Raw genomic sequence first — 22975 nt, forward strand, 5'->3', positions numbered from 1 at the left:
GACCTGGCACGATCGTGCCATGAGAACGCGCACCAGGAGCACGGCCGTGGCACTGTCCGCGGTCGCCGTGTTGGCCGTCGGCTGCTCCACGTCCGAGCCGACAGCCACTCCCGAGAACTCCGGTGCGTCGGACAGCTCCTCATCGGCATCCGCCGTCGGCCCGATCCCCTCGGGGCTCGAAACGTTCTACACCCAAACGCTGGAGTGGGAAAGCTGCGACCGGTACAACACCGACGGCGGCGAACTGGGAAGTGCCGTCGAATGCGCGATGGTGACCGTGCCGTTGGACTACGCCGACCCCGAGGGCAGGACGATCGAGGTCGCCATCTCACGGACGAAGGCGACGGGCGAGAAGATCGGATCGGTACTGATGAACCCGGGCGGGCCCGGATCGTCGGGCCTCTACCTCGCCGGGCAGGCCGAAGGCACCGCCGTCGCCGATCGCTTCGACCGCATCGGCTTCGACCCACGCGGGATCGGAGCATCCGAGCCGGAGGTCCGTTGTCTGACGTCCGATGAGGTCGACCAGGAGCGTCGCGAACCCGATGTGGACGTCAGCCCCGAAGGCATCGCAGCGACCGAGGCCGAACATCGGGACTACGCCGCGCAGTGTGTGGAGCGGACCGGGGCGGACGTGCTCGAGCACGTCGGCACCCGCGAGGTGGTGCGGGACATGGACGTCATCCGCGCAGTTCTGGGCGACGAGAAGATGACCTACATCGGGTACTCCTACGGCACGCGAATCGGGACCGCGTACGCCGAGGAGTTCCCGTCGAACGTGCGCGCGATGGTGCTCGACGGTGCTCTCGATCCCGACCAGTCACCCGTCGACGAGGCCGTTGCCCAGGGGGCGGCATTCCAGACCGCGTTCGACGCTTTCGCCGCGGACTGCGCACAGACCGAGACCTGCCCGCTCGGAACCGACCCGGCGCGGGCCGTCGCGCAGTTCCGGTCCCTGGTGGACCCACTGATCGACCGACCCGCCGACACGACCGATCCCCGTGGCCTCAGCTACGACGACGCGATCACCGGAGCCCAGCAAGCGCTGTATTCACAGCAGCTGTGGCGTCTGCTCCGGGCCGGGTTGAACGAATTGCGCGATGGTCGGGGCGACACGCTGCTCCGGCTCGCCGACACCTACTCCGGCCGGCTCGAGGACGGTAGCTACACCAACATCGACGACGCATTCAATGCGGTGCGTTGCGTCGACGGCCCACCGACCACCGATCGCGCAGCGGCCGACGAGGCGGACGCCCGGTTCCGTGCCGCCGCGCCGTACCTGGACGACGGTCGGGCGACGGGCAGCGCGCCATTGGACCTGTGCGCCTTCTGGCCGGTGCCGAACACGAGTGATCCGCACATCGTCGACGTCGAGGGACTGCCGACGCTGGTGGTCGTCTCGACGACCAACGATCCGGCCACGCCCTACCAGGCAGGTGTCGAGCTGGCGGCGCAGCTGCGCGCGGATCTGGTGACGTACGACGGTACGCAGCACACGGTCGCCTTCTCCGGCGTCGACTGCATCGACGAGCCTTTGGTGAACTACCTCGTCGAGCTGGTGCCGCCGGAGGACGGACTGCGGTGTTGACGTGCTAGCTCACGTCCCGCGAAGTGCGCAGAGAGTTTCACGAAGTGAGACCGAATTCACGATGTAACACAGATTTAACTCCGTTTGCTTACTCTCGCGTTCATGGATCGTCAAAAGGAATTCGTGCTCCGGACCCTCGAAGAGCGCGACATTCGTTTCGTCCGCCTCTGGTTCACCGACGTTCTCGGGTACCTCAAGTCGGTGGCCATCGCCCCCGCCGAGCTCGAAGGGGCTTTCGACGAGGGGATCGGTTTCGACGGTAGCGCCATCGAAGGATTCGCCCGCGTGTCCGAGGCCGACACCGTGGCCAAGCCCGATCCGTCGACGTTTCAGATTCTGCCGTGGTCCACCAGCAAGGGGCACCAGCACTCGGCGCGGATGTTCTGCGACATCGCCATGCCCGACGGCTCGCCGTCCTGGGCCGACTCACGCCACGTGCTGCGTCGCCAGCTCAGCAAGGCCGCGGACCTGGGATTCAGCTGCTATGTGCACCCCGAGATCGAATTCTTCCTGCTCAAGGACGCTCCGCAGGACGGCTCACCGCCGACCCCGGCCGACAACGGCGGCTACTTCGATCAGGCCGTACACGACTCGGCCCCGAACTTCCGCAGGCACGCCATCGACGCGCTCGAGTCGATGGGAATCTCGGTCGAGTTCAGCCACCACGAGGCCGCACCGGGCCAGCAGGAGATCGACCTCCGCTACGCCGACGCACTGTCGATGGCCGACAACATCATGACCTTCCGCTACGTGGTCAAGGAAGTCGCGATCGAAGAAGGCGTGCGCGCGACGTTCATGCCCAAGCCGTTCAGCGATCAGGCCGGCTCGGCGATGCACACGCACATGAGCCTGTTCGAGGGCGACGCCAACGCCTTCCACAACCCGGACGACCCGATGCAGCTCTCGGAGACCGGCAAGTCCTTCATCGCAGGCATCCTCGAACACGCCAACGAGATCAGCGCCGTGACCAACCAGTGGGTCAACTCCTACAAGCGGCTCGTGCGCGGCGGCGAGGCACCGACGGCGGCGTCGTGGGGACCGGCGAACCGCTCGGCACTGATCCGCGTGCCGATGTACACCCCGAACAAGGCATCCTCACGCCGAGTCGAGATCCGCAGCCCTGATTCGGCCTGCAACCCGTACCTCGCCTTCGCGGTTCTGCTGGCCGCCGGTCTGCGTGGAATCGAGAAGGGCTACACCCTGCCGCCCGAGGCCGAGGAAGACGTATGGGCACTGACCTCCGCGGAACGTCGCGCCATGGGATACAAGGAACTGCCGGGCAATCTCGATCAGGCACTGAACGCGATGGAAGGCTCCGAACTGGTCGCCGAGGCACTGGGCGAGCACGTCTTCGACTTCTTCCTCCGCAACAAGCGTCGCGAATGGGAGGAATACCGCAGTCACGTCACGCCGTACGAGTTGAAGGCCTACCTGGGTCTTTAACAGCACGGCGTCGTCATGGGCTACGTTCTAGTCGATCGTGAATGGTAGTTCCGATGCCGGCGCGGGCACCCTCGCGTCGCATTACTGACGACGGGGTAAAACTGTGGCACGCCGAGGTGGATTCTAGATGGTGCGTCCTCCTACTTCCAGATCCGTCGTTCCCGGACCGGGTCGACTCGGGCTGGTCGAAGAAACTGCGCCGTCCGATCTGCGCACTCTCGGTTGGACGGACGAGGACAGTCTCGAGCTGCTCTGGTCGCTCTCGCGAGCGCCCAATGCCGATCTCGCGCTCCGCACCCTCGTGCGGTTGTACGAGTTGCTCGGTTCCGGTTGGTCGGAGTTCGACACGGCGCTGCGCACGGACAAGGGATTCCGCGGGCGCATCCTCGGACTCGTCGGCGCATCGAGTGCCCTCGCCGATCACCTCGTGGCCGACGACAGCACGTGGCGTCTGCTGCTGACCAAGGAAGGTCAGGGCACCGGGGTCTCGGCGAAGATCGAACTCCCCAGCAAGGCGACACTGGTCGCGGAACTCCTCCAGGTGGTCGGGGCAGAGCCCGAGACCGGACCCAATGCCGCGCCCGACCTGTACCGGGCGTCGATCACCGGACCGCCAGCCGTGATCGCCCTGCGCAAGAAGTACCGCGACCAGATCATGGTCCTGGCGGCGTACGACCTCGCCGCAACCGTCGAGAACGAACCCGTCCTGCCGTACACGGTGGTCGGATCGCAACTGTCCGACATGGCCGATGCAGCGCTCACTGCGGCACTCGCCGTCGCCGTCGCCACCGTGTGCCCCGACGCCCCGTGCCCCACGCGCTTGGCCGTCGTCGCGATGGGCAAATGCGGTGCGCGCGAACTCAATTACGTCTCCGACGTCGATGTCGTGTTCGTCGCCGAGCCTGCCGACTCGCAGGCGAGTCGCATCGCCGGCGAGATGATGCGCATCGGATCCTCGGCCTTCTTCGAGGTCGACGCGGCGCTGCGTCCCGAGGGCAAGCGCGGCGAGTTGGTCCGCACCCTCGACTCGCACGTGGCCTACTACAAGCGCTGGGCCAAGACCTGGGAGTTCCAGGCGTTGCTCAAAGCACGCCCGATGACCGGCGACATCGCGCTCGGCAACGATTACGTCGACGCGGTCAACCCGATGGTGTGGTTGGCCAGCCAGCGCGAGGACTTCGTGCCCGAGGTGCGCGCGATGCGGCGTCGAGTCGAGGAGATGGTGCCGCCGGAGCTCCGCGAGCGCGAGATCAAACTCGGCCGCGGAAGCCTGCGGGATGTCGAATTCGCGGTCCAGCTCCTGCAATTGGTGCACGGTCGAACCGACGAGTCGCTGCGCGTACTCGGCACGACCGACGCACTGACCGCACTCACCGAGGGCGGCTACGTCGGCCGCGACGACGCCGCGAATCTGACGGCCTCCTACGAGTTTCTTCGGCTGATCGAGCACCGCCTGCAGCTGCAGCGAATGCGACGCACGCACACCCTGCCTCCACAGGACGACGAGGAAGCCCTGCGGTGGCTGGCTCGTTCGGCGCACATGCGACCGGACGGCAACCGCGACTCCCTCGGGGTGCTGAACGCCGAGATCAAGCGCAACGCACAACGCATCAGACGGTTGCACGCCAAGCTCTTCTACCGGCCGCTGTTGGACTCGGTGGTCAAGTTCGACTCGGAGACAGTGCGGTTGACGCCGGACGCCGCGACGCGTCAGCTCGCAGCGCTCGGCTACGCGACTCCCCAGAACGCATTGGGCCACCTTCGTGCGCTCGTCGGCTCGGGTACCCGCCGCGGTCAGATTCAGGCCGTGTTGCTGCCGACGCTGCTGGAGTGGCTTGCCGACACACCCGATCCCGACGCCGGACTGCTCAACTACCGCAGGCTGTCGGAATCGGCGGGGGAGCAGACGTGGTTCCTGCGGGTGCTGCGCGACGAAGGCGCAGTGGCTCAGCGGCTCATGATCGTGCTCGGATCCTCGGCGTACGTGCCGGACCTGCTGATCAAGGCCCCCGAGGTCATTCGGTTGTTCGCGGACGGACCCACCGGCCCTCGGCTGCTCGACGTCGAGCCGGAGGAGACGTACCGCGCGATCCTGTCGTCCTCGGCCAGGTACGAGGACCCGGTTCGAGCGATCAACGCCGCCAGGGCTTTACGACGCCACGAACTGGCCCGGGTGGCCTCGGCAGACATTCTCGGCATGCTCGACGTACCTCAGGTGTGCCGCGCGCTGTCCTCGGTCTGGGCCGCAGTGATCAACGCAGCGCTCGCCGCTGCAGTGCGAGCCAGCGAGAAGGAACGCGGAGAACCTGCACCGGCAACTCTCGCCGTCATCGGTATGGGACGCCTGGGCGGCGGTGAGCTCGGCTACGGCAGCGACGCAGACGTGCTGTTCGTCTGCGAACCGGTGGACGGCGTCGACGAGACCGTTGCGGTCAAGTGGGCCAACACGATTGCCGACCGCATCCGCAAACTGCTCGGCGCGCCCAGCACCGATCCGCCGCTCGAGGTCGACACCGGTCTGCGGCCGGAAGGCCGCAACGGCCCGGTGGTGCGCACCCTGGCGTCCTATGCCGCGTACTACTCGCAGTGGGCTCAGGCCTGGGAGGTGCAGGCTCTCCTGCGCGCACACCAGGTGGCCGGCGACCAGGATCTCGGCATCCGGTTCCTGCTGATGGCCGACAAGGTGCGCTACCCCGAGGGCGGTGTGTCCGCCGATGCGGTCCGCGAGATTCGACGCATCAAGGCGCGTATCGATTCCGAGCGTCTGCCCAAGGGAGCCGACCCCTCCACCCACACCAAGCTCGGACGTGGGGGACTGGCAGACATCGAGTGGACCGTTCAGCTGATTCAGCTCAGGTACGCGCACAAGGTCCTGACGTTGCACAACACCTCGACCCTGCAGTCACTCGACGCCATCGGTGCGGCCGAGCTCATGAGCGAAACCGACGTCGAACTGCTCAGGGAAGCCTGGATCCTGGCGACGAAGGCACGCAACGCGCTGGTGCTGGTCCGCGGCAAGCCCACCGATCAGCTGCCGCGACCGGGAGCTGTGCTCTCCGCAGTCGCGCAGGTGGCGGGCTGGGAGAACGGCGACGCCGGAGCGTTCCTCGACAACTACCTGCGCGTGACACGTCGAGCGAAGGCAGTGGTGGAGCGGACCTTCGGCGGAAGCTAGTCGCTAGTCACTGCCGACGGTGACGAACCCCTGCTGAACCATCCAGTCCCGTGCGACGTCCGCGGGCTCGCGGCCGTCGATGTCCACCTGCTTGTTCAACTCGGAAATGGCCTCGTTGGTCAGCGCCGCCGAGATCGGTGCGGTCACCTCGGCGATCTCGGGGTACTGATCGGCGACCTCCTGACGGATGATGACCGTCGCGTTGTAGCGCGGGAAGAACGACTTGTCGTCTTCGAGCACGGTCAGATTCAGCCCCTTGATTCGGCCGTCGGTGGTGAACACCTCGCCGAATCGGCACTGCGAACCGTCCGCGGTCGCCTGATAGATGACGCCGGTCTGCAGGATCTGCACCGGGATGGCGTTGGCGTCGAAACCGTAGGTGGCGGCGAGGCCGGGGAGCCCGTCCTGGCGACTGTTGAACTCGGTTTCGACGCACAGAGCGGCAGCGGCTGGATCGCGGTTCACCAGAGCGGCGTAATCCGAGAGCGTGCGTACGCCGGTCTCCTGTGCTACCTGCTGATTCATGGCCAGGGCGTACGTGTTGTCCATCGGCGCAGGATTGACCCAGTCGATACCGTTGGCCTTGTCGGCGTCACGCACTGCTTCGAACTGTTCGGTGGCATCGGGAATGGGAGTCTCGTTGCCCAGGTAGTTGATCCACCCGGTTCCGGTGTACTCGTAGGCAAGGTCGACCTGGCCGCTCTGCATGGCCAGCCGGACGCTCTGCGAGCCGACGATATTGGTGAGGTCCCGGACGTCGGCACCGGCTGCACTGAGAGCGAATTCGAGGATGTAGCCGAGGATGATCTGCTCGGTGAAGTCCTTCGATCCGACGGTGAACTCGGCACCCTCCAGCCCGGGGAGCGGAGTGATGCTGCCGGCCTCGACCGACAGCGGCATAGCGCCGCCGGACTGCAACCCGCACCCCGTCAGCGCGAGAGCAGTGGTGGCGCACAGCGCAGCGAGTCGTCGAGTGGTGCGTCGCATCAGCGGAGTCCTTTCGGTCCGAGGTAAGCCTCGGCGAGTGCGCCCAGCCAATCCACCAGCAGCGCGAGTGCGACCGCGAGAACGGCACCCACCACGAGAATGAGTGGCTGGTTGAGCTTGTAGCCGGTGTCGATCAGGACGCCGAGGCCACCCGCACCGACAAGGAAGCTCAGCGTCGCCGTGCCGACGGCGAGAACCAGAGAGGTACGCAGGCCTGCCAGTATGAACGGCACCGCAAGCGGAAACTCGATGCGGCGCAGAATGCCCATGTTCGACATGCCCTGACCACGAGCTGCATCGATGTAGGTCGGTTCGACGGTCTGGAAGCCCAACATCGTATTGCGCAGAACCGGGAGCAGCGAATAGAACGCGATAGGGAGCACGCCGGTCCAGAAGCCCGTTGCGCCCGTCCAGAGGAACAACAACACCAGAAGTCCGACGGCGGGCGCGGCCTGCCCGATGTTCGCGATACCGATGAACAGCGGCGCGGCCTTGCGATACCCGTTGCGAGTCAACAGAATTCCCAGCGGTACGGCGATGACGAGTACCAGCGTCGTAACCACGAAGGTGATCAGTACGTGCTCGAGAACCCGGGTGGAGATCGTGTTGATGTTGATCGTCTCGGCCTGTGTCGCGGTGAGATCTCGGGTCAACGCATAGACCAACAGAATTGCCACGATGAGCAGCACGACGGCCGGTTGGATGAGCAGACGAATTCGCTCTGCGCGTTTGGCTGCGCGCGCAACGTCCTTGGTCTCGTCGCCGGTATCGGCGAGGGTCGTCACGACGGAGTCCCGACGTCTGTGCGCGCCTCGTCGTGATCGTTGGCGTGCTGCGATCGCAGAGATTTGATGGTGTCGATCAGTACGTCGATTGTCACGGTGCCGACGTATTCGCCGCGATTACCGGTGACGGTGGCCGTCGCGTTGCCCTCGGAGAGCAGAGCTTCGAGTGCGTCCTGGAGGGTCGATTGCGTCGAGACCATCTCGCCCATCGGCACACCGACGTCGCGCAGGCTCCCGACTCCGACGAGGTGGCGTCGATCGGTCCACCGAAGCGGGCGCTTGCGCGAGTCGAGGATGATTCCCCACGCCTCGGGATCGGAGCCGAGTGCCGAGTTCATCGACTCCACCGAGTCGTCCTCGCCGAACACCGGCACATCGGACAACTCGATGTCGCGAACTCGCATCAGCGTCAGCTGCTTCAACGCGGCTCCGGCCCCGACGAATCCCGCCACGGTGTCGTCCGCGGGGTTGGCGAGGACGGCCTCGGGAGTGTCGTACTGGAGGATCGTGGACTGGTTCCCGAGTACTGCGATTCGGTCACCGAGCTTGACGGCCTCGTCGAAGTCGTGGGTCACGAAGACGATGGTCTTACCCAGCTCGGCTTGCAGGCGCATCAATTCGTCCTGCAGCAGTCCTCGGGTGATCGGATCGACCGCGCCGAAGGGCTCGTCCATCAACAGCACCGGGGGATCGGCGGCAAGTGCGCGGGCGACGCCGACACGCTGCTGCTGGCCACCCGAGAGCTGACGCGGATAGCGCTCGCGGTAGACCGCCGGATCGAGCCCGACGAGATCGAGCATCTCGTCGGTGCGATCGTTGATGCGTTTCTTGTCCCACCCGATCAGGCCGGGCACCATGCCGACGTTCTGCGCGATCGTCATGTGGGGAAACAGGCCCGCCTGCTGGATGGAGTAGCCGATGGTGCGGCGCAGCTCGTTGGGGTCGATCGAGAGCGCGTCCTTGCCGCCGATGGTGATGCGGCCCGATGTCGGCTCGATGAGCCGGTTGATCATGCGCATCGTCGTCGTCTTGCCGCAGCCCGAGGGCCCGACCAACACGACGACCTCGCCGGCCGGAATCGTCATGGACACGTTGTCCACGGCCGCGAGCTTCTGCCCCGGGTAGCTCTTGGTGACGTTCTCGAGCACGATTTCCGCGCCGGAGACGTTCGATGTACGGGTCGAGTCACTCACGAATACCCCTCGAGGTGGTCAGTTTGCCGATCAACACGTAGATCCCGTCCAGGATCAACGCCAGCAGGACGATCAGGACAGTGCCGGTGAGGGCCTGCGGTAGCGCAGTGGGGCTACCGACTCGAGCGAGACCGGAGAAGAGCAGATTGCCCAGACCCGGTCCTTTGGCGTATGCGGCGATGGCGAGAATGCCCATGGCCATCTGAGTGCTGATGCGCATTCCGGTGAGAATGGACGGCCAGGCGAGTGGGATCTCGATGCGCCGAAGCACCAGGGTGCGGCTCATGCCGATTCCGCGGGCGGCGTCGGAGACGGCGGGATCGACGGCCGCCAGGCCCACCACGGTGTTGCGGATGATCGGCAGCAGGGAATAAAGGACCAACGCGGTCACCGTGGGTCGAACGCCCAATCCCATGATGGGGATGAGGACACCCAGCAGCGCGAACGAGGGGATGGTCAGGATCGTGCTCGCGAGAGCCGTCGCGATCGCCGATCCAGCGGGGCTGCGGTAGACGAGAACTCCTATCGCGACGCCGATGACCGTCGCTATGACGACGCACTGCACGACGGCCGAGACATGCAGATAGGAGTCGATCGCCAACTGTCTTCGCCGTCCGACGATGAATTCCCACAGTGCATCCATGCAGTTGTCGTCCTCTGTTCGCCGTGAGCGGATAAATACCTTTACCCTCCGTGCCAACTATCAAACGCCGACCGGTCCGGATTTTTTGCCGATCTGCACGAGAATTCGGCGGCGAAGAACGCGAAACGCCCGGCCGAAAAGATTCGGCCGGGCGTTGTCGATGAGAAATCAGACGATCACACGTCGTAGTACAGCGAGAACTCGTACGGGTGCGGACGCAGGTTCACCGGAGCGATTTCCTGCTCACGCTTGAGCGAGATCCAGGTCTCGATCAGGTCGGTCGTGAACACGCCACCCTCGGTGAGGTAGTCGTGATCGGCCTCGAGACGGTCGATGACCGCGTTCAGCGAGGTCGGTGCCTGAGGAATGTTCTTGGCTTCCTCGGGCGGCAACTCGTAGAGATCCTTGTCGACCGGTGCCATCGGCTCGATCTTGTTCTTGATTCCGTCCAGACCGGCCATCATCTGAGCGGCGAAGTTCAGGTACGGGTTACCCGAGGAGTCCGGCGCACGGAACTCGAGGCGCTTGGCCTTCGGGTTGTTGCCGGTGATCGGGATACGAACCGCGGCGGAGCGGTTGCGCTGGCTGTAGACCAAGTTGATGGGGGCTTCGTAGCCCGGCACCAGACGGTGGTACGAGTTGATCGTCGGGTTGGTGAACGCCAACAGTGACGGTGCGTGGTGCAGGATGCCGCCGATGTAGTGGCGCGCGAGATCCGACAGTCCGGCGTATCCGGCCTCGTCGTGGAAGAGAGGCTTGCCGTCCTTCCACAGCGACTGGTGCACGTGCATACCCGAGCCGTTGTCGCCGAAGAGCGGCTTCGGCATGAACGTTGCCGACTTGCCGTTCTGCCATGCGGTGTTCTTGACGATGTACTTGAACAGCTGCAGGTCGTCTGCCGCACGAAGCAGCGTGTTGAACTTGTAGTTGATCTCCTGCTGGCCGCCGGTGCCCACCTCGTGGTGCGCACGCTCGAGCTCGAAGCCGGCGTTCTGCAGGTTGGTGGAGATCTGGTCGCGCAGGTCGACGTAGTGGTCGTACGGAGCGACGGGGAAGTAGCCACCCTTGAAACGCACCTTGTACCCGAGGTTCGGGCTGCCGTCGGCCTCGGTCTCGGCTCCGGTGTTCCACCAACCCGAGGACGAATCGACCTCGTAGAACGCACCGTTCGCCTGCGAATCGAAGCGCACGGAATCGAAGATGTAGAACTCTGCCTCGGCACCGAAGTACGCGGTGTCTGCGATGCCGGTGCTGGCCAGGTACTCCTCGGCCTTACGGGCAACGTTGCGCGGGTCGCGGCTGTAGGCCTCACGCGTGAACGGATCGTGAACGAAGAAGTCGATGTTCAGCGTCTTGGCATTGCGGAAGGGATCGACCTGAGCGGTGGCGTAGTCCGGAAGCAGAATCATGTCGGACTCGTGGATCGACTGGAAGCCGCGGACCGACGAACCGTCGAACGCGAGGCCGTCCTCGAGCGTGTCTGCCGTGAACGCCTTGGCGGCGATCGAGAAGTGCTGCTGTGCACCCGGCAAATCCGTGAACCGGATGTCGACGTATTCGATTCCTTCATCTGCGATGAACTTGATGACCTCTTGGGCCGTGGAAAACGCCACGCTTTTGCTCCTTTGTTGAGTCCGTCAACCTGACGGTATGGACTTGGTGTTGCCCGCCCGTCAAGCTCGTGTTTCGCCCGTGTTACGCGTCCTGGCTCACGACTGGCACGGACAACAGTACGTCCAGGTGTTTTCCCGTGTGCCCGACCGCGCCTATCCTGGAAATCATGGCACGAATGACAGGGTCCTGGTTGTCCGGACCGGCCTCCGCGAACCCACGTGAACCCCAGAACTTCCGCGGGGAGGAGTTGGGCCTACCGCAGCAGGGTGTCGGCGCGTTGGCAGGTACCGGACGCCGGGTTCTCGCGTTGGTGCTCGATTGGACGATGGCCACCGGCGTGGCATCGCTCGTTCTCGGTGGATACACCACGAGCGGACTGATCTCGACGATCGTGCTGGCCGTGTGGTTCGGCGTCGGACTGGTGAGCGTCTCGCTGTTCTCGTTCACCCCGGGGCAATTCATCGCCGGTATCCAGGTGGCACGCATCGACGCACCCGCGCGGGTCGGCTTCGTGCGCGCGCTCGTTCGGCAGCTCATCCTGCTGTTCGTGGTGCCGGCCGTCGTCACCGACATGGACGGCCGGGGAATGCATGATCGTGCAACGGGAACAGCCCTGCTGCGAACCCGCTGAGGGTTTGCGCACCAGGGCTGTTCGAGCGGTCGTGAGTTGTCAGCGGCGCTTCATGGTCCGCTGAACGCCCTTCATCTTGGCTCCGCCGGGAATGGGTCCCTTCGGCATGGCAGGTCCACCCTTGGTGCCCAGAGCCGAGAGTCGCGACTCGATGGTGTCCATGCGCTTGCCGTCGATGTTCTTCGGCAACTTCGACAGGTACTTCTGCAGACCCGAGAGCGGAATCTGGTTCTCTTCGTTTCCGACGATGATGTCGTAGATCGGAGTGTCGCCCACCAGGCGGGCGGTTTTCTTCTTCTCCTGAGCCAACAGTGACTTCACGCGATGCGGTGCACCCTCGGCAACGAGAATGACACCGGGCTTGCCGATGACACGATGCACGGCGTCGAGGTGGGTGGTTCCGGCGATCGCATTGGTCACCCGCCACGACCCCTGCAGGTTGTCCAGCGCCCATGCAGCCGCGCCTGCCTGCCCGTCTGCCTTCTTGTACACCGACTTCTGCACACGGCGACCGAAGATGATGAACGCAACCAGGACGCCCAGGAGCAGTCCGATGGGGAGCAGGAACCACTGGAAACCGAAGGCCAGGCCGATGAGGAACCCGAGGAGTCCGAGCCCGACCACCGACCCGATCATCAGCGGAAGGAGTGCCTTGTCGTCCTTGCGCTGCATCTGAAACGCCTGCCAGAGCTGCTTGCGCCGTTCCCTCGATGCCTGCTTGCGCGCCGCTTTCGCAGCCGCCTTTGCTTCCTTGCTGGGCTTTGCTGCTTTGCCAGCCTTACTGCCGTTCGCCATACCTCACAGGATACGTGCTGTGCCGACGCTCACGTGCACCGCGCCGGGTTGGCAGAAAGGATCAGCGAGCCGCCAGACGCGCCATCAGCGAACTGGCCTCCTGAGAGGCTTCGCCACCGTCGGTCAGGTGACTCATGCTCTCGGGAAGTTCACGGCCGTGATGAGCCATGGCCTGCGCGTAGAGGCGTCCGGCGCGGTAGGAGGAGCGGACCAACGGCCCGGCCAGCACACCCGCGAAACCGATTTCGGTTGCGTAATCGGAGTGCTCGACGAACTCCTCCGGCTTGACCCAACGCTCGACCGGATGGTGGCGCGGCGACGGGCGCAGGTACTGGGTGATGGTCAGGATGTCGCAACCGGCCTCGTGCAGGTCGCGAATGGCTTCCTGCACCTCTTCGGGCGTCTCACCCATGCCGAGGATCAGGTTGGACTTGGTGACAAGACCGTCGTCGCGGGCCGCGGTGATGACGTCCATCGACCGCTGGTATCGGAACGCGGGACGGATGCGCTTGAAGATGCGCGGCACCGTCTCGACGTTGTGGGCCAGCACCTCGGGACGTGACGAGAACACCTCGGCCAACTGATCGGGCTTGGCGTTGAAATCCGGGATCAGAAGTTCGACGCCGGTGTTCGGATTGAGCTTCTTGATGTATCGAACCGTTTCGGCGTACAGCCACGCGCCGCCGTCCTCGAGATCGTCCCGAGCCACGCCGGTGATCGTGGAGTAGCGCAGACCCATGGCCTGCACGCTCTCGGCGACCCGGCGGGGCTCGTCACGATCGAGATCCTCCGGCTTGCCGGTGTCGATCTGACAGAAATCGCACCGGCGGGTGCATTGCTCACCGCCGATGAGGAAGGTCGCTTCGCGATCCTCCCAGCACTCGTAGATATTGGGGCAGCCGGCTTCCTCGCACACCGTGTGCAGACCTTCACGCTTCACAAGACCTTTGAGCTCGGTGTATTCCGGGCCCATCTTGGCTTTGGTCTTGATCCAATTGGGTTTGCGTTCGATGGGGGTCTCCGCGTTTCGGATCTCGAGGCGGAGCAGCTTGCGTCCTTCTGGGGCCACAGTCACAGAAACGATGCTACGCGCCGAAGCGAACCGTGGTGAACTGCGGGTTGACAGACGCGCCGTTCGGCGACGGATGCTCGATCTCGTGATCCTGTACGGACAACAATCCGTCCAGCGCGGCAAGGACGGCCTCGGTGACCGCAGCGATGACCTCGCCTGTGCCGACCTCTCGGCCGAGTTCCAGCGACAGCGACGTCACACCGGCATCGGCGATGCCACACGGCACGATCGCGTCGAAACCGGTCATGGCCGCGTTGCAGTTCAGTGAGAAGCCGTGCAGGGTGACCCCGCGTTGCACGCGGACCCCGATCGCAGCGATCTTGCGTTCGGGCAGCCACGTTCCGTCGCGGGTCTCGGCGGCGAGCCATACCCCGGATCTACCGTCCACGCGTCCGCAGGAAATACCGTAGGCAGACACCACGGAGATCAGCGCCTCTTCGATGCGACGTACGTATCTGACGACGTCGATGGGCTGCGCCAATTTGACGATGGGATAGCCCACCAATTGACCGGGGCCGTGCCAGGTGATCTTGCCGCCACGGTCCACCTCGACGACGGGCGTACCGTCTCGCGGCATGTCCTCCTCGGACGTGCGTCGACCCGCGGTGTAGACCGACGGATGTTCGAGCAGCAACAGGGTGTCGGACCCGATGTCGTCCGCCCGGGCACCGGCCAGTTCGCGCTGCAGTGCCCAGGCCTCGGTGTACTCGACGGTGCCCAACTCGCGCACCACGACCGGCTCGGTGCTCGCGCGCGCCGATACCGGAACCTGGACCGTGGGAGAGTTCGCGTCACTCATGAATCGAAACGGTACGCCGAGTCACTTACCGACAGCTACCCGCAGTGCCTCCCCGATCGTGTTGTGCTCGAAGGCGTACCCGGCGTCCTCCAATGCCTTCGGGATCGCCCTCGGCCCGGTCAGGATCGCCTCCTCGGCGAACTCTCCGATCACGGCCTTCAACGCGAAGCCGGGCACAACCCATGGGGCCGGTCGATGTACCGCTCGCGACATCGCACTGTTGAACTGGGCGTTGGTCACCGGAGTGGGGCCGACCATGTTGACCGGCCCCCGGAGTGCGTCGTTTTCGATGCCGTGCACGATGGCCCCGATCTCGTCCTCCAACGAAATCCACGGGAAATACTGACGGCCGCTGCCCAACCGCCCGCCGAGGGCGAACAGGTACAGCGGTCGAAGCTTGCCCAGCATGCCGCCGCGCTGCGACAGCACCACACCGCTGCGCAGAAGGATGGTTCGGACACCGGCCTCCGACGCCTTCGACGTTGCGTTCTCCCAGTCGCGACAGACCTCGGCCAGAAATCCCTCACCGACCGGTGCGCTCTCGTCGACCACCCGGTCGCCGGTGTCGCCGTAGAAATTGACGCCGCTGGCATTGATCAAGGTGGGGACCCCGGCGTCGGCCGCAGCCGCAGCGAGTACCTCGGTCGGGGCGATGCGACTGTCTCGTACCAACTGCTTGTATGCACCGGACCATCTCTTGTCGCCGATACCGACGCCGCAGAGGTTGACGATGGCGTCGGCACCGTCGAGCGTGGCCGCGTCGATGCTCCCGCGCGACGGATCCCACTGGGACTCGTCCGGTCCGGCAGGCGTGCGTCGAACGAGCCGGGTGACGTCGTGGCTACGACCCCGCAGTGCTGCGACGAGAGCGGTGCCGATCAATCCTGATGAACCTGCAATGACTACGCGCATGTGAACGAAAGCCTCCTTGACGCAAACGGGGCATCATTCGCGAACGAATGATGCCCCGGATGCACGGTTCGTGCCCCTCTTTTCGAGACTCCGATGCGAATGTTTCGCGCTCTCACCAGAATACGTGAGCGGCGCGATTCGCCGGTTGCCTACAGGCCGAGATCGGCCTCGAACGACGCAACTTCGAGACGCTGCTTGATCGTCGTGAGGAAGCGACCCGCATCGGCCCCGTCCACCAGACGGTGGTCGTACGTCAACGGCAGGTAGCACATCGAGCGAACACCGATCGACTCGTTGCCCGAGTCGTCCTTGACGACGACCGGACGCTTGACGATCGCTCCGGTGCCCAGCATGGCCGCCTGTGGCGGAACCAGGATCGGGGTGTCGAACAACGCGCCCTGGCTGCCGATGTTGGTGATGGTGAACGTTCCACCGGACAGCTCGTCGGGCTTGAGTCCACCCGAGCGTGCACGAGTGGCGATGTCGTTGATCGCCCGAGCCAGTCCGGCGAGCGACAGGTCGCCCGCATTGTGGATGACGGGGGAGAGCAGACCCTGCTCGGTGTCCACGGCGATACCGAGGTGGACGTCGGCGTGGTAGGTGATCTCCTTGGCGTCCTCGTTGATGCTCGCGTTGACGTTGGGGTGTGCCTTGAGAGCCTCGACGACGGCCTTGGCGAAGAACGGCAGGTAAGTCAGGTTGACGCCCTCGTTCTCGGCGAACTTCGCCTTCGCCTTGGTACGCAGACCGGCGATCTTCGTCACGTCGACCTCGAAGGTCTGCGTCAGCTGTGCGGAAGTCTGCAGGGACTCACGCGTCTTCTTCGCGGTGATCTGACGAATCCGGTTGATCTTCTGCGTGGTTCCGCGAAGATGCGCGAGCTCGGGGCGAACACCAGCGGTCGCCGGGGCAGCGGGCTTCGATTCGGCGGCGGGCGCAGCAGCGGCGGCCGGAGCTGCCGGAGCCTTCTTGGCCTCGGCTGCGGCGAGCACGTCCTGCTTGCGGATGCGGCCACCGACACCGGTGCCCTTCTCGGTCGACAGATCGACGTCGTTGTCCGACGCCAGCTTGCGCACCAGGGGAGTGACGTACGGGCTGGAATCACCCGACGGTGCCGACTCCTTGGCGGGAGCAGCCTTGGGCGCTTCCTGCTTGGGCTCCGGCTTCGGCTCGGCCTTCGGGGCTTCCTGCTTGGGAGCCTCCTTCTTCGGCTCTTCCTTCTTCGGCTCCTCGGCCTTCGGGGCCTCGGGCTCCGGGGTGGCCTCGGGCTCGGGGGCCTTCTCGGCGGGCGATCCCGAACCGATGACGGCGAGCTGGCCACCGACGGCGACCGTGTCGTCCTCCTCTGCGGAGATCTCGAGCAGAGTTCCGGCGACCGGAGACGGGATCTCGGTGTCGACCTTGTCGGTGGAGACCTCGAGCAGCGGCTCGTCGACAGCAACCTCGTCACCGACGGCCTTGAGCCATCGAGTCACGGTGCCTTCGGTGACGGACTCGCCCAGCTCGGGCATCGTGACCGGCGTGCCGGATCCGGACGAGTCGGACGATGCACTCGCTGCGGGTGCCTCCTCCTCGGCCTGCGGCTCGGGTTCGGCAGCGGGAGTGGGCTCCTCGGCAGCTTCCTCGGGCGCAGATTCCTCGGCGGGCGCGGAGTCCTCGGCCGGTGCGTCGGACGAGGGGGCCTCGCCTGCGTCACCGATCTGGGCGAGCTCGCCACCGATCTCGACGGTGTCGTCTTCCTGAGCGACGATCTTGGTCAGAACACCGGCTGCAGGCGACGGGATCTCGGTATCGACCTTGTCCGTGGAGACTTCGAGCAATGGCTCGTCGACTTCGACGGTGTCGCCTTCTTGTTTGAGCCACCTCGTGACAGTTCCCTCGGTGACGCTCTCACCAAGAGCTGGCATCTGGACGGAGAAGGCCATGTCTGTTGACTCCTCGACAGTTGTGTGCGGGTGATGTAGTTCGACGACTCGTGGTCGCAGACCATTGTGCTGGCGGAACAGGGTTCATGGACGAGAGTTGCGTGATTCGGTTCGACGGGGGCGCCGGTGCACACGGCACCGATCGAGCGTGCTCGGCTCGACACAGCGCCCACGTAGACACTCCCTCTCGGCAATTCACTTACTCACTTCACGAGCCTTGGTTCACTATCAAGAGAGCTGAACCCTCTAATGTCATCCTTCCATTGTTATCGCCTCGCCGTTCCCCTAGGGCGTGCAACACGCCTGGCAAACTGGCGGGTAACAAAATTCCGGTACCAGAACCGGTGACCCATCGGCCGTACGAAAAGGATGTTCTCGTGGGATTGTTCGATCGACTCAAGCGAAGCGGTGGGGGCGCGAAACGGGCTCCGGAAGGGTCGGTTGCCCAGTACCTGGCCGATTGGACCGACGCGCGAATCGGTGTCGAGGCCTACGTCGAGCCGAAGACGACCGTGACCCCGCTGACCGTCGTACTGGTCGCGAACGACGGCGAATGGACCCGTCGGCCGCTCGATGAAAAATATGTACGAAAGATCGGATCCGACCTGAAGATCCCGGTGTACGACGTGCGCAAGACCGGCTACCCCCAGCGCATGCGCGATCACGACGCCCGCCAGAAGGTCATCAGGAAGCGCGAACAGCAGCAACGCGATCTCTGACCTGGCCCGTGCGTGCGGACGCCGAATCCGCACGCACGGACTCTCGTGATCAGCCGTTCTCGACGATGTCCTCCAGGACCGCGAACATCGTCCGTACGGGAACGCCGGTGCCACCCTTGCCGGTGTACCCGAAGGGGCCACCGGTGTTGTACGCCGGGCCCGCGACGTCGATGTGAGCCCATTCGACGCCGTCGGCGACGAATTCTTTCAAGAACAGAGCGGCAGCGAGCATTCCACCGGCCCGGCCGTTGGTGACGTTCGCCAAATCGGCCACCTTGGAATCGAGTTCGCGTCGAATCTCCTTCGGCAACGGCATCGCCCACGCGTTTTCGCCGATGGCTTGGGAGATCTCCGCGACGCGGTCGCGGAAGTCCTCGGTGCCCATGACTCCCGGCGTTCGATTGCCGAGCGCGACCACCTGAGCTCCGGTCAGAGTCGCGGTGTCGATGAGGTAATCCGGATCGTCCTCACAGGCTCGCACGATCGCGTCGGCGAGTACCAGGCGGCCTTCGGCGTCGGTGTTGATGACCTCGACGGTGATGCCGCCGTACTGGGTCAGTACATCGCCCGGACGCTGCGCAGTGCCCGACGGCATGTTCTCGGCCATCGGCACCGTCGCGATGACGTCCAGTGGCAGATCGACCTTCGCGGCCAGGATCACCGTCGCGATGACCGCAGCGGCACCGCCCATGTCCGAGGTCATGTTCTCCATGCCCGCAGCGGGTTTGATGGAGATGCCGCCGGTGTCGAACGTGATTCCCTTGCCCACCAGGGCGACCTTCTTCGCGCCCCGCTTCCCACCCGAGTGCGTCAGGCGAACCAGCCGCGGCAGGCGCGAAGAACCCTTGCCGACGCCGTGAATGCCGCCGTAGCCGTCCTTCTCCAGTGCCTTGTCGTCCATGACCTCGACCTTCAGGCCCGCTGCCGTGCCGAGGGCCTTGGCCTGTGCGGCGAACTCCTCGGGGTAGAGGTGGCTCGGCGGGGTGTTGACGAAATCGCGTGCCACGGCGACGGATTCGGCGATGGCGAGCGATCGTGCCAGCTCGTTCTTGGCGTCCTTGGAGCGGGTGTCGGGAACGAGCAACTCGACGCGCGCGAGTGGGAGCGCGTCGGACTTCGGTGCCGAGAGTGCCGATTTGAACTCGGTGAACTGATATGCGCCGAGAAAGAACCCTTCTGCGGCGGCACCGAGATCGAGCGCCGACAACGTGGTCGCCGCAGTGTCGACCCCCTTGAGCGAGCGTGCCGCGGTACCGGCCGACTGCCGAATCCGCTCGCTGTCGATGTCGGCGGCGCTGCCGAGGCCGACCGCCAGCACGCTGTCCACCGACAGGCCGGACGGTGCCGGAATGCGCACCAGCTCGTCGGCCTTTCCGGTGGCACCGACGGATTCGAAGGCGTCGAGTAGCGCAGCGGCGACGGCGTCGTCGGAAATGTCGTCGGTGATGGCGAGTTCGAGGCCGTCGTCACTGGTGCTCAGCGCGACTACGAGAACGTCGACTTTCTTGCCGAGCTTGCCCGCGAGGACCAGGTCGGGTCCGAGAGTGCGGGAAGGCGTCGAGGGTGAAGGCACGTGGCTGCTCCTGTAGGGGTTGACGTGTACGTACCTCGATCCTAGTGACGACGCGTCGAGGGACGCAGTCGGTCTGCCGGGCCCGCTACGGCCGCGATGTGAGCTAGCGTGACCGCCATGACCGACACCGAGCTGATCGAGGGACCACTTCACGCCGTGCACACCGAATTGGGCGCGACGTTCGCACCTTTCGGCGGCTGGACGATGCCGGTGTCGTACGCCGGAGTCGTCGTCGAGCACACGGCGGTGCGAGAAGCCGTCGGCCTGTTCGATGTGGGGCATCTCGGCAAGGCGTCGGTGACCGGGCCCGGAGCCGCCGCGTTCGTGAACTCCGTGCTCACCAACGATCTGGACCGAATCGAACCGGGCAAGGCGCAGTACACGTTGTGCTGCACCGAATCCGGCGGTGTCGTCGACGACCTGATCGCGTACTACGTCTCGGACGAGAACGTCTTTCTGGTGCCGAACGCAGCCAACACTGCGGCCGTCGTCGCGGCGATGGCCGAGCAGGCACCCGAAGGCGTGTCGGTGGTGAACCAGCACCGAGACTTCGGAGTGCTGGCCGTGCAGGGACCGAAATCGAGCGAGGTCCTGCAGCAGCTGGGCCTGCCGACCGACATGGACTACATGGCGTTCGAGGACGCCACCTGGAATTCGGTGGCGGTGCGGGTCTGCCGGACCGGATACACCGGCGAACACGGCTACGAGCTCGTTCCCCCCGCCGGAGATGTGGAACCTCTCTTTCGGGCACTCGTTGCTGCAGTGCGATCGCGCGGAGGGCAGGTGTGCGGGCTCGGCGCACGCGATACGTTGCGCACCGAGATGGGGTACCCGCTGCACGGACACGAACTGGCACTGGACATCTCGCCGCTCGAGGCGCGCTGCGGCTGGGCGATCGGGTGGAAGAAGGATGCGTTCTGGGGCAAGGAAGCACTGTCCGCCGAGAAGGCGAGCGGGCCGGCGCGCGTACTGCGCGGACTGAAGGCCCTCGACCGCGGTGTTCTGCGCCCCGGTCTCACCGTGCGTGTGTCGGGGCAGGACATCGGGACGACGACCTCCGGAACGTTCTCGCCGTCGCTGAAGATCGGAATCGCCCTCGCCCTGCTCGACGCGCAAGCCGCTCCGGAGGTGGGCACGGAGGTCGAGGTCGACGTTCGTGGGCGAGCGTTGCGCTGCGAAGTGGTCGCGCCGCCGTTCGTCGCAGCGAAGACCAGGTGACCGCGCGAGAGCGCAGCGACCTTGACGATAGTATCTCCGGCATGACAGGTGTTTCCGAGTTCGCGTACGTGCAGCATCCTTCTCCCGCCACTCCGGTGGAGCGCGACGCGGTGCTCGCTGCACCCGGTTTCGGAAAGCACTTCACCGACCACATGGTGTACATCGACTACACCCGTGACGGCGGATGGCACGATGCGACGATCGCGCCCTACGGACCGATCGAGCTCGACCCGGCCGCGATGGTGCTGCACTACGGCCAGGCCATCTTCGAGGGACTCAAGATCTACCGTCAGCCGAACGGCGACCTCTCGACCTTCCGGGTGCACTCCAACGCCGAGCGCTTCCGCTCGTCCGCCCGTCGCCTGGCGATGCCGGAGTTGCCGGACGATCTGTTCATCGGATCGATCGAGAAGCTTCTCGAATTCGACCACGAGTGGGTCCCCGCAGCAGGCGGCGAAGACGCGCTGTACGTCCGGCCGTACATGTTCTCCACCGAGGCCGGGCTGGGCGTGCGCCCCGCCGACTCGTACCGCTACATGTTGATCGCCTCGCCCGCGGGCGCGTACTTCCCTCGAGGGGTCAAACCGGTGAGCGTCTGGCTGTCCACCGAATATGTCCGGGCGGCACCGGGCGGGACCGGTGCGGCGAAATTCGCCGGCAACTACGCCGCATCGCTTCTGGCGCAAGCACAGGCCAGCGACGAGGGATGCGATCAGGTGGTCTGGCTCGACGCCACCGAGCGCCGCTACGTCGAGGAAATGGGCGGTATGAACCTGTTCTTCGTCTTCGGCTCGGGCTCCGATGCACGACTGGTGACCCCGTCGCTGTCCGGATCGCTTCTGCCCGGCATCACCCGCGACTCGCTGCTGGCCCTGGCGACCGACGCAGGCATCCCCGTCGAAGAGCGGCGGATCTCCACCGAGGAGTGGCGCAAGGGTGCCGACTCCGGCGAGATCACCGAGGTGTTCGCCTGCGGCACAGCAGCCGTCATCACACCGGTGGGCAGCGTCAAGTCCACCGAGGGCACGTTCGAGATCGCAGGCGGTGAGCCCGGCGAGATCACTCTCGCACTACGTGACACGCTCACCGGCATTCAGCGCGGAACGTTCGCCGATACTCACGGCTGGATGACCACGCTCCGCTAGCTCCCCAGGAGCAGGCCGACCGCGGCCAGTGCGGTGGTGGTCTCGATTCCGGCTCCGAGCACGTCGCCGGAGAGCCCGCCGAAGCGTCGGACGCAGTGACGAGTGAGAATCACCGCGACGGCGAGTGCGGCGATCACCACCAGCGCTCCCTGCCACGGTCGGTCGGGCAAAATGTACGTGAACATGGCCGTTGCCACGCCTGTCCACAACGCCACCACCGCGGTCGACTGAGTGCCTGCCACCAGCGCGCCGAAGCCGCTCGGTGTCGCCGCGTCGATCCCTCGGCGGCACGCGACCACTGCCGACACCCGTGCGATCACCGAGACGCACACGATGGCCCACCACATGTGCAACTGCGCGAGCTGGCCCAGGCTTGCGGCCTGTATCCCCAACACCAGAACGAGTGCTGCCACACCGAACGGGCCTGCACTGCCGGATTTCATGACTTCTCGCGCGCGCTCGGGAGGCCCGTAGCAGCCGAGTCCGTCTGCGGTGTCGGCCAAGCCGTCGAGATGCATACCCCGGGTGAGCAATGCCGAGGCGCCGACGGCGATCAGTCCGCCGAGCAGTGGTGACAGTCCGGCCGCGATCGACACCCACAGCAGCGCGGCGGAGATGCCACCGAGGGCGAGGCCGACGAGCGGCGCGAACGCGATCGCGCGTCCCGCGGAGTGTCTGTCGACGTCCTCCGGGCCGCGCACGGGCAGTACCGTCAGCCAGGAGAACGCGAGCAACACTCCATCGGCGCGCCTGCTCAC

General features: G+C 65.3%; 19 protein-coding genes. 7 read left to right on the top strand and 12 right to left on the bottom strand.

Annotated elements, in window-relative coordinates:
- Window positions 1-19: 19 nt before the first annotated feature.
- The 3 genes from CH306_RS19735 to CH306_RS19745 all read left to right on the top strand — a co-directional run bounded on the left by CH306_RS19735 (window position 20) and on the right by CH306_RS19745 (window position 6206).
- The gene (locus tag CH306_RS19735) at window positions 20-1588 is read left to right on the top strand and encodes an alpha/beta hydrolase (protein WP_094647651.1); all 1569 of its coding nucleotides are present in this window, start codon (window positions 20-22) and stop codon (window positions 1586-1588) included.
- 102 nt (window positions 1589-1690) lie between these two features.
- Window positions 1691-3031 (top strand): type I glutamate--ammonia ligase, encoded by a 1341-nt coding sequence (gene glnA / locus CH306_RS19740; RefSeq protein WP_032379097.1) that lies wholly within the window; start codon window positions 1691-1693, stop codon window positions 3029-3031.
- 127 nt (window positions 3032-3158) lie between these two features.
- A complete protein-coding gene (locus CH306_RS19745; RefSeq protein WP_094647653.1) occupies window positions 3159-6206 on the top strand; it encodes a bifunctional [glutamine synthetase] adenylyltransferase/[glutamine synthetase]-adenylyl-L-tyrosine phosphorylase in 3048 nt (1015 codons plus the stop codon).
- Window positions 6207-6209: 3 nt separating this feature from the next.
- Here the strand turns inward: CH306_RS19745 and CH306_RS19750 are convergent, their stop codons facing one another.
- The 5 genes from CH306_RS19750 to glnA (CH306_RS19770) form a co-directional block, all read right to left on the bottom strand.
- The gene (locus tag CH306_RS19750) at window positions 6210-7193 is read right to left on the bottom strand and encodes a glycine betaine ABC transporter substrate-binding protein (RefSeq protein WP_045194853.1); all 984 of its coding nucleotides are present in this window, start codon (window positions 7191-7193) and stop codon (window positions 6210-6212) included.
- A complete protein-coding gene (locus CH306_RS19755) occupies window positions 7193-7978 on the bottom strand; it encodes an ABC transporter permease (protein WP_032394432.1) in 786 nt (261 codons plus the stop codon). Before CH306_RS19755 ends, CH306_RS19750 begins: the two co-directional genes overlap by 1 nt.
- Window positions 7975-9171, bottom strand: a complete 1197-nt coding sequence (locus tag CH306_RS19760; protein ID WP_032394431.1) for an ABC transporter ATP-binding protein — start codon at window positions 9169-9171, stop codon at window positions 7975-7977. The genes CH306_RS19755 and CH306_RS19760 overlap by 4 nt, the downstream gene beginning before the upstream one ends.
- On the bottom strand, window positions 9164-9814 hold the full coding sequence (locus CH306_RS19765; RefSeq protein WP_032394430.1) for an ABC transporter permease: 651 nt from the start codon (window positions 9812-9814) through the stop codon (window positions 9164-9166). The genes CH306_RS19760 and CH306_RS19765 overlap by 8 nt, the downstream gene beginning before the upstream one ends.
- Before the next feature lie 176 nt (window positions 9815-9990).
- On the bottom strand, window positions 9991-11427 hold the full coding sequence (glnA, locus tag CH306_RS19770; protein ID WP_032368128.1) for a type I glutamate--ammonia ligase: 1437 nt from the start codon (window positions 11425-11427) through the stop codon (window positions 9991-9993).
- Between the two features lie 167 nt (window positions 11428-11594).
- On the opposite strand from glnA (CH306_RS19770), the gene CH306_RS19775 reads away from it, so the two are divergent.
- Complete coding sequence (locus CH306_RS19775; RefSeq protein WP_032394429.1) at window positions 11595-12059, top strand: RDD family protein; 465 nt, start codon at window positions 11595-11597, stop codon at window positions 12057-12059.
- A gap of 39 nt (window positions 12060-12098) precedes the next feature.
- Here CH306_RS19775 and CH306_RS19780 read toward each other — a convergent pair whose 3' ends face one another.
- From CH306_RS19780 to sucB, 5 genes are all read right to left on the bottom strand, one after another.
- A complete protein-coding gene (locus CH306_RS19780) occupies window positions 12099-12854 on the bottom strand; it encodes a DUF4191 domain-containing protein (protein WP_032394428.1) in 756 nt (251 codons plus the stop codon).
- A gap of 61 nt (window positions 12855-12915) precedes the next feature.
- Window positions 12916-13929 carry a lipoyl synthase gene (lipA, locus tag CH306_RS19785; protein WP_176459221.1) on the bottom strand — a complete coding sequence of 338 codons (1014 nt, stop codon included), beginning with the start codon at window positions 13927-13929 and terminating at the stop codon, window positions 12916-12918.
- A 10-nt stretch (window positions 13930-13939) separates the two neighbouring features.
- A complete protein-coding gene (gene lipB / locus CH306_RS19790) occupies window positions 13940-14725 on the bottom strand; it encodes a lipoyl(octanoyl) transferase LipB (protein WP_094647655.1) in 786 nt (261 codons plus the stop codon).
- A 21-nt stretch (window positions 14726-14746) separates the two neighbouring features.
- Entirely contained in the window at window positions 14747-15637 is an 891-nt protein-coding gene (locus CH306_RS19795; protein ID WP_032394425.1) for a TIGR01777 family oxidoreductase, read from the bottom strand.
- A 149-nt stretch (window positions 15638-15786) separates the two neighbouring features.
- Entirely contained in the window at window positions 15787-17562 is a 1776-nt protein-coding gene (sucB, locus tag CH306_RS19800; RefSeq protein ID WP_094647657.1) for a 2-oxoglutarate dehydrogenase, E2 component, dihydrolipoamide succinyltransferase, read from the bottom strand.
- A 377-nt stretch (window positions 17563-17939) separates the two neighbouring features.
- Here sucB and CH306_RS19805 point away from each other — a divergent pair, with 377 nt between their 5' ends.
- The gene (locus tag CH306_RS19805) at window positions 17940-18281 is read left to right on the top strand and encodes a hypothetical protein (protein WP_032394423.1); all 342 of its coding nucleotides are present in this window, start codon (window positions 17940-17942) and stop codon (window positions 18279-18281) included.
- A gap of 49 nt (window positions 18282-18330) precedes the next feature.
- Here the strand turns inward: CH306_RS19805 and CH306_RS19810 are convergent, their stop codons facing one another.
- On the bottom strand, window positions 18331-19854 hold the full coding sequence (locus CH306_RS19810) for a leucyl aminopeptidase (RefSeq protein ID WP_094647659.1): 1524 nt from the start codon (window positions 19852-19854) through the stop codon (window positions 18331-18333).
- Between the two features lie 117 nt (window positions 19855-19971).
- Here CH306_RS19810 and gcvT point away from each other — a divergent pair, with 117 nt between their 5' ends.
- Window positions 19972-21072, top strand: coding sequence for a glycine cleavage system aminomethyltransferase GcvT (gene gcvT, locus CH306_RS19815; RefSeq protein ID WP_094647661.1), 1101 nt, complete (start codon window positions 19972-19974; stop codon window positions 21070-21072).
- A gap of 41 nt (window positions 21073-21113) precedes the next feature.
- Window positions 21114-22217, top strand: coding sequence for a branched-chain amino acid aminotransferase (locus tag CH306_RS19820; protein WP_094647662.1), 1104 nt, complete (start codon window positions 21114-21116; stop codon window positions 22215-22217).
- On the opposite strand, the gene CH306_RS19825 is transcribed toward CH306_RS19820, so the two are convergent.
- Complete coding sequence (locus tag CH306_RS19825; RefSeq protein ID WP_094631660.1) at window positions 22214-22975, bottom strand: adenosylcobinamide-GDP ribazoletransferase; 762 nt, start codon at window positions 22973-22975, stop codon at window positions 22214-22216. The two genes, CH306_RS19820 and CH306_RS19825, sit on opposite strands and share 4 nt — an antisense overlap.

Source organism: Rhodococcus sp. 15-725-2-2b (assembly GCF_002259075.1).
GTDB lineage: Bacteria > Actinomycetota > Actinomycetes > Mycobacteriales > Mycobacteriaceae > Rhodococcoides.

Coding starts and splice junctions, on each gene's coding strand:
- CH306_RS19735 (WP_094647651.1), top strand. CDS start 20: ATGAGAACGCGCACCAGGAGCACGGCCGTGGCACTGTCCGCGGTCGCC.
- glnA (WP_032379097.1), top strand. CDS start 1,691: ATGGATCGTCAAAAGGAATTCGTGCTCCGGACCCTCGAAGAGCGCGAC.
- CH306_RS19745 (WP_094647653.1), top strand. CDS start 3,159: ATGGTGCGTCCTCCTACTTCCAGATCCGTCGTTCCCGGACCGGGTCGA.
- CH306_RS19750 (WP_045194853.1), bottom strand. CDS start 7,193: ATGCGACGCACCACTCGACGACTCGCTGCGCTGTGCGCCACCACTGCT.
- CH306_RS19765 (WP_032394430.1), bottom strand. CDS start 9,814: ATGGATGCACTGTGGGAATTCATCGTCGGACGGCGAAGACAGTTGGCG.
- CH306_RS19775 (WP_032394429.1), top strand. CDS start 11,595: ATGGCACGAATGACAGGGTCCTGGTTGTCCGGACCGGCCTCCGCGAAC.
- CH306_RS19780 (WP_032394428.1), bottom strand. CDS start 12,854: ATGGCGAACGGCAGTAAGGCTGGCAAAGCAGCAAAGCCCAGCAAGGAA.
- lipB (WP_094647655.1), bottom strand. CDS start 14,725: ATGAGTGACGCGAACTCTCCCACGGTCCAGGTTCCGGTATCGGCGCGC.
- CH306_RS19795 (WP_032394425.1), bottom strand. CDS start 15,637: ATGCGCGTAGTCATTGCAGGTTCATCAGGATTGATCGGCACCGCTCTC.
- sucB (WP_094647657.1), bottom strand. CDS start 17,562: ATGGCCTTCTCCGTCCAGATGCCAGCTCTTGGTGAGAGCGTCACCGAG.
- gcvT (WP_094647661.1), top strand. CDS start 19,972: ATGACCGACACCGAGCTGATCGAGGGACCACTTCACGCCGTGCACACC.
- CH306_RS19820 (WP_094647662.1), top strand. CDS start 21,114: ATGACAGGTGTTTCCGAGTTCGCGTACGTGCAGCATCCTTCTCCCGCC.